The 6,496-nt window shown below is 64.6% G+C and carries 3 protein-coding genes and 2 pseudogenes; all 5 read right to left on the bottom strand.

Annotated elements, in window-relative coordinates:
• Positions 1–149, bottom strand: a 149-nt coding sequence (locus D8M39_RS13285) for a helix-turn-helix domain-containing protein (RefSeq protein ID WP_148111379.1), incomplete at its 3' end; no start/stop codon positions are given.
• A 70-nt stretch (positions 150–219) separates the two neighbouring features.
• Positions 220–918 (bottom strand): annotated as a pseudogene (locus tag D8M39_RS12220) (ISL3-like element ISPfr3 family transposase); the annotation flags it as partial.
• Positions 919–1,150: 232 nt separating this feature from the next.
• Complete coding sequence (locus tag D8M39_RS12215; RefSeq protein WP_094394812.1) at positions 1,151–2,548, bottom strand: MFS transporter; 1,398 nt, start codon at positions 2,546–2,548, stop codon at positions 1,151–1,153.
• Between the two features lie 22 nt (positions 2,549–2,570).
• Positions 2,571–5,639 (bottom strand): glycoside hydrolase family 2 TIM barrel-domain containing protein, encoded by a 3,069-nt coding sequence (locus D8M39_RS12210; RefSeq protein WP_126875105.1) that lies wholly within the window; start codon positions 5,637–5,639, stop codon positions 2,571–2,573.
• Positions 5,640–5,827: 188 nt separating this feature from the next.
• Positions 5,828–6,496, bottom strand: a pseudogene (locus tag D8M39_RS12205) (ISL3-like element ISPfr3 family transposase); the annotation flags it as partial.

Raw genomic sequence — 6,496 nt, 5'->3', positions numbered from 1 at the left:
TCGATATCGGCTTGGCGGATCCACTTATGCAGCGTCATTTCGTGGACTCCGAAGTCCTTCGCGATCTGCGCGATGGTGATGCCGTCCTCACGGGACCGGGCCACTCGCACGACGTCTTCGCGGAACTGCTGGGGGTAGGGAGCGGGCATGATGCACATCCTTCCAGGCCGCCCAACGGGCAAGCCAGATCAGATGTCACCTATCCGTGCGGCAGTCCCCCACGCCGTCGCGCCACTCCTGCGGGCGGTCGGCCAGCCAGGTCTTGAACGCCTGCTTGGAGCGTCCTTCGACCATGTCCAGCAGCCGTGCCGGGCCGGTGCCATCTCGCACTGGGGTGAGGTCGATGATCACGGTGACGTACCTGTCGCCGCGACGGGTGTGCCTCCACACGTGCTCATCGACCCCGACGACCTTCACCCCCTCGAAGCGGTGCTCCTCGTCGATCAGCACCCGCTTGCCCTCGGCCATAACGGCGTCGTTGGCGGTGTCCCAGGCCACCCCGAGCCCCTCGGCGACCCGAGCCACGCTCAGGTGCTGGACCACGATCCCTTCCAGCGCCCACCGCAGAGCGCGCCGAGACAACTTGGCCCGGGGCTCGGCCGCGGCGGTGGTGTCCTGGCGCCACACATACCCGCAGCCGCTGCAGCGGTAACGGCGCACGACGACCTCCAGCGTCGTGGGCCGCCAGCCCAGTGGTTCGTGGGCAAGCCGTCGGACCACGGTGTCACGTGGTCTCCCTTCGCAGCCGCAGCGCCGGCACCACTGGTCGGGCTCGACCACCTGGCAGGCCAATACGGCACGATCCGGCTCGAGTCGCTGCCCGGTGACAACGAGGCCGAGTTCGTCGAGGCGGCAGAAGGCAGTCAGGTCGGGGCTGGCGAACGCATCAGCGCGCCCGCCGACGGTAGCGTCGTGCACGTCGAGGTCTTTCGGGCTGAGTGTGTAGGAGCTCTCATCCTCGGGAGACCTCGACCTCTATCCGGCCACCGACGCGCCGGCCCGCCGCGCGACGTGCGCTACACCCTCATCTGGGAAGAGCCCCACAACCCCCCGATCCGCTCTCTTTCCACGAAATCAGCTGCGGAACCCCAGCACAACCATCCCGTGAAGAAGCAGACTCGAGCAGGGTCTTCGGAAAGAGCGCGAGGCGTCACGCGGTGACGGCGATCTCCGCCTTGACCCTCCTATTGGCCTTCTCCACGTCGAGGCGCGTCAGCAGCAGCAGGATGATGAAGTTCATGATGGCCGGGATCCACAGGTACATGAAGCTGATCGTCTGCAGCGCGGACTCCGGCTGCGTGTCCGCACCACCGACGTAGCCACTCCATGCGAGCAGCCATCCTGCCAGTGCCGTCCCGATTCCGCCGCCCAGCTTCACGCCGAACGAGGTACAGGAGTACATGACCCCATCGATGCACCGGTTCTTGGTGAGGTAGGTGTACTCGGACGCCTCGGCTATCAGTGCGTTCAACGTGCCTTGCAGCGGGCTCATCCCGAGCGAGGCTAGGCCCGTGAAGAGGAGCATGAGGGGAATGCTGCCCATGTACGCCGCGACGAGAACACCGAGCCGGCCGACGACCGCGATCACATACCCGGTGATGTTCACCCGGTACATCTCACCAAACCGCTTCACGAGGAACGGGGTGAAGAGCAGACCGATGATCAACGGTGCGTTGATCGCCCACGCGAAGACTCCGAGAAGGTTCGCGTCGCCGAGGATGTACGTCATGAAGTAGATCCCCATGTTGAGCGTCGCGGTGAAGATCTGCGCCAGGAGGAACACGAGTAGGATGATGAGGTAGTACTTGTTGGCCACCACGAGCTTCGCGGCCTCCTTGAAGCTGGTCACCTCCACCTCGGCGAGCTCCGCGGGGTCATGGTGGGCGCCCGGCCGGTCCGCAAGCTCCTCGCGCGAAAGCTCGCGCACCGAGAACACCGACAGCGAGTTCACGGCTAGCCCGATCACGGCGTAGATGATGGCGATCGTGCGCCAGCCCTGGGCGCCGCCACCGAACTGTTGCACACCTGCGACGGTGAAGGTCTGGATGAGCATGCTCGTCCCGAAGGCGAACATGAAGCGGATGGAGCCCATCTGCACACGCTCGGCACAGTTCTTGGTGATGAGCGCCGTCAACGCCGAGAAGGCGATGTTGTTGGCCGTGAAGAAGACCACGTTCAGCAGCGTGTAGGCGATGAAGAACCAGGCGTATTGCGCGGTCTGGCCGACGTTGGTCGGGATCGCGAAGGTGGCGATGAGCGTGGCGGCGCAACCGAAGTACGCCCAGAACATCCACGGACGTGCCTTGCCCATCTTCGTGTGCGTGCGGTCGATGAGGTTTCCGAAGAAGAGGTCACTGACCCCGTCGAAAAGCCGGGAGGCCATGATCAATGTGCCGATGATGCCTGGGTTCAAGCCCACGGCATCGGTGAGGTAGATCATGACGAACGCGGACAGGAACGCATACACGACGTTCCCGCCGACATCGCCCGATCCATAACCGATCTTGTTGTACCACTTGAGGTACGTCTTCTCTTGGGTGGCAGGCACGTCGTTGTGACCCTTCACTAGTTCACTGCTCGATGGTGGGAATCATGGTGATGTCGAACCGGAACGTCTCGGCATCCACGCGGTACTTTTCGAGGAGTTCAGGACCGCAGCTGTTGGACCCGATCCCGGCGTTGGCGTGGTCCAGGCACAAAACGGTGCTGCCCGCCGGTACGAGTTCATAGCTGTGGGCACGTCTCGCCAGCTCTTCCTGCGTGTAAGGGGAGGCGTTGAAGGAGAAGGTCTCGCTCCCCACGGCGGTGAGGGACAGACCGCCTCCGGCCACGATGACGTAGTCACAGTCCGCGTGGCTGCCGTTCTCCTGCGGACGCAGGTAGTCCTCGTGCAGGCGGAAGACGTCGGAGCCAAAGAGGCCGTGATGGGAAGCTCGGCGTTTGTCGACGTAGCTCTCGAACGGACCCAAGCCGCAATAGGTAACCTGCGACATCTCCTTAGGCAGGAACAGCCTGATCCCGAAGCGGGGCAGCGGCGGAAAGGCAGGGTCACGCCTCACTGAGAGGGACGCCTGCACCGCACCGGAGGTGTTCACGTGCCAGGCGGCCTCCACCTTCAGGATCGGCTGGATCGTGGGCGCCACGACCGCGAGGGGGAAGGTGAGCGTCACCGCATCCGCGCCTGGCTCCACGCTTGCGGAGTAGGCGCGTGCCGAGGCGGCGTCGTAGTGGGCGCGTCTCCACTCGGCTTTGATGTTCATGTCGTTGTCCGTCGGTGCCCGCCAGATATTGATCTGCGCGGGAGCATCGAGCAGATCCCGACCGCCGAGGGTCATGGTCTGGGGCAGCCCTGTGCGCGTGTCGAAGGCGTACCGGAACGCCTCGGACTCGACGGTGATGGAGGAGGCGTCCTCGGTGACGCGCAACCGGCCCGAGCCCGGCTCGGTGCCCTCCAGGAGAGCGACCGCCCTCTGGTTGCGTCCATCGGCGGTGGTCAGTTCGAGTTCGTCGAAGCCGAGCTCATGCCCCTCCGTGAGGAATGGCACCTCGCCCTTCAGATGAGACGTCACGAGCAGGTGGCAGGTGCCCGCCTCGGGCACGGTCGGCGTGAGCGTCACGGTTGTCTCGGACCGCGGCGGCACGCTCTCGTCGAGATCGACGCGCACAGTCTTGACCACCTCGCCGTCGCAAACGACTCCGCAGGTCAGGTAGATGTGATCGCGCAGATCGGTGAAGTCCATGTCGTTGCGCAGGGTGAGCCGGCCGGTGTGCCGGTCGAACCCGAGGACGCGGACAGGCCGGTAGACGTTCTTGAGCTCCAACAGACCCGTGTGGGGCGTGCGATCGGGGTAGACGAGACCATCCATGCAGAAGTTGCCGTCGTGGATGTCTTCGCCGTGGTCACCGCCATAGAAATAGATGTCCTTGCCGTTGTCGGCCTTGCCCTTGTAGACGGCGTGGTCGCACCATTCCCACACGAAGCCGCCGCACATGCGCTCGTCGGCCCGGATGATCTCCCAGTAGTTTTCGAGGTCACCGGGGCCGTTGCCCATGGCGTGGCTGTATTCCACGAGGATGAACGGCTTGTCCGGGTCGGAATCGAGGTACTCGTGAATCTCGTGCAGCGCGGGGTACATCCGGCTGTAGAGGTCGATGTTCGAGTAGTCGTACTTCCGCTTGCTGTTACGGAAGAAGGCGCTCTCGTAGTGCGTTAGGCGGGTGGGGTCGAACTCGGCCATCCACGCGAGCGCGGCTTCGAAAGTGCACCCGTATGCGCCCTCGTTGCCCGCCGACCACATGACGATGCTCGGGCGGTTCTTCTCACGGATGACGCAAAGTCGGGTGCGGTCGAGGGTCGCCTCGATCCACTCGGGGTTGTCCGCGATCGGCTCGTTCCAGTGTTCGACCTGATTCGCGAAGGAGGGGTCCTCCAGGAACTGAAACTGGGTGCCGTGGCTCTCGTTGTCGGCCTCGCCCATGACGAAGAACCCATATTCGTCGCACAGCTGGTAAAAGCGCGGCGCGTTTGGATAGTGAGAGCTGCGCACCGCGTTGATGTTGTGCTGCTTCATCAACCGCAGGTCGGTTTTCATGTGATCGAGGTCGATGGCCGGGCCGGTGACCGGGTCGGAGTCGTGGCGGTTGACGCCGCGCAGCTTGATCGGCTGCCCATTGACGTGGACGACGGCATTCACGACCGTGATCTCACGGATGCCGACGCGGTCGGTGACGACCTCCTGCGGTGAGGTGAGGGTGAGGGTATAGAGGTAAGGATTCTCGGCGGTCCACAGCTGCGGGTCCTCAACGCGCAGCTGGACCCGGTGGGTGTACGTGTCGTCGCCGGAGAACTCCTGCAACTCACCGCTTGCGACGCGCGTCCCATCGGCGTCGGTGAGTTCGGCGGAGGTCGGCACGGACTTGCCGCGGTAGAGCCCCCGGATCTCGACCGTGGCCCCCGTCGTGTCGATCGTCGTGGTGGTGAAGTGGTCGAAGAGGACGGAGGCCGGCCGCGAGAGCAGGTAGACGTCGCCGAAGATCCCGCTGACGCGGAACTTGTCCTGATCTTCCAGGTAGCTGCCGTCGCACCACTTGAGTACAAGGACGGCCAGGCGGTTGGTGCCCGGCTCGATGATCTCGGTGACGTCGAACTCGGCGGTGGCGTGCGAGACCTGGCTGTAGCCGACGTACTTGCCGTTGAGCCACACGTAGAAGCAGGAGTCGACGCCTTCGAAGGTGAGATGAGAGCTCGGGGCGTTTTCACTGGGCGTGTACTCGAACTCGTGGACGTACGCGCCGCACGGATTGTCCTGCGGGACGAACGGCGGATCGAGCGGGAAGGGGTAGCGGATGTTCGTGTACTGGTGGTGGTCGTAGCCCTGGTGCTGCCACGTGCTCGGCACCGGCACACGATCGAAACCGCCCGCGGGGAAGTCGCGCTCGTAGAAGTGGTCCCGAAGCTCGTGGATGCTCTCGAAGTACCGGAACGACCACTCACCGTTCAGCAGCTGCAGACGATCGGAGGAGTCACGAGCCTCCGGACCGGGGTCGAGCGGCGTGGAACTCGGGATGTAGTAGGAACGTGCCGGGAGCGTGTTCTCGTGCAGAACGGCCAAGTCCTCGTAGTACCTGGGAACAATCATCGATGGATCTCCTCTCGGCCCGCTGTTTTTCACATGTGAGTGGGTGATGAGCCAGGGTGGTCGGCAGGCTGCGCCACGATCGGAGCCGGGCGAGCGTGCCCCGACTCTTTGCGCACCTCGCCGCGTCCAAGACCGCGCCTTCCTTGCAGAACGTTACCAGCAAGGCTCATCCGGCTCATCCGAATCCAGGGTTGTAGTCGGGGTCTGAACCCGCCGGTCTCGAGCAGGGATCTGGCGATGTAGTTGGTCAGGTTGCGGAACCCCAGCGCCGAGCCGCGCAGGTGCTCGAGCCTGCCGTTGATCGCCTCGGTGGGCCCGTTGGAGGTGCTGGGCCGGTCGAAGTAGGCCAGGACGTCGGCGGCGCGCTTCTTCAGCGTCCTGCCGAGCTTGGTGATCTCGACCAGGGCCTTGGGGACGCCGGTGCTGATCGAGTCGATGAGCCGGGCCATCAGCTCGCGGCCGTGGCGCCGGTTCTCGTGGCGGTAGGCGGCGATCATGCGCTGGTAGACGCTCCAGGTGACCTCGACCTCGACGTGGGCGTCGTCGGCGAACAGGGTGTCCAGTCGGTCCTTCTGCTTGTCGTTGAGCAGGTCGGCGCCGGTGGACAGGGTCCGGCGGGCGGCATAGAGCGGGTCGCCCTTGCGGCCGCGGTGCCCACAGATGGCCTGCTGAACTCGCCGTCGGCACTCATCGAGCGCCTCGCCAGCGAGGCGCGTGACGTGGAAGGGATCTAGCACGGTCACCACGTCGGGCAGTTCCTCGACGGCGGCGGTCTTGAACCCGGTGAAGCCGTCCATCGCGACCACCTCCACGCCGTCGCGCCACTCCTGCGGGCGGTCGGCCAGCCAGGTCTTGAA

It is taken from the genome of Kocuria sp. HSID17590 (genome assembly GCF_003989485.1).
In the GTDB taxonomy this organism is placed as follows: domain Bacteria; phylum Actinomycetota; class Actinomycetes; order Actinomycetales; family Micrococcaceae; genus Kocuria; species Kocuria salsicia.
The sequence above is the reverse complement of the archived record's forward strand: the minus strand, read 5'-3'. Positions and strand labels throughout refer to the sequence as shown.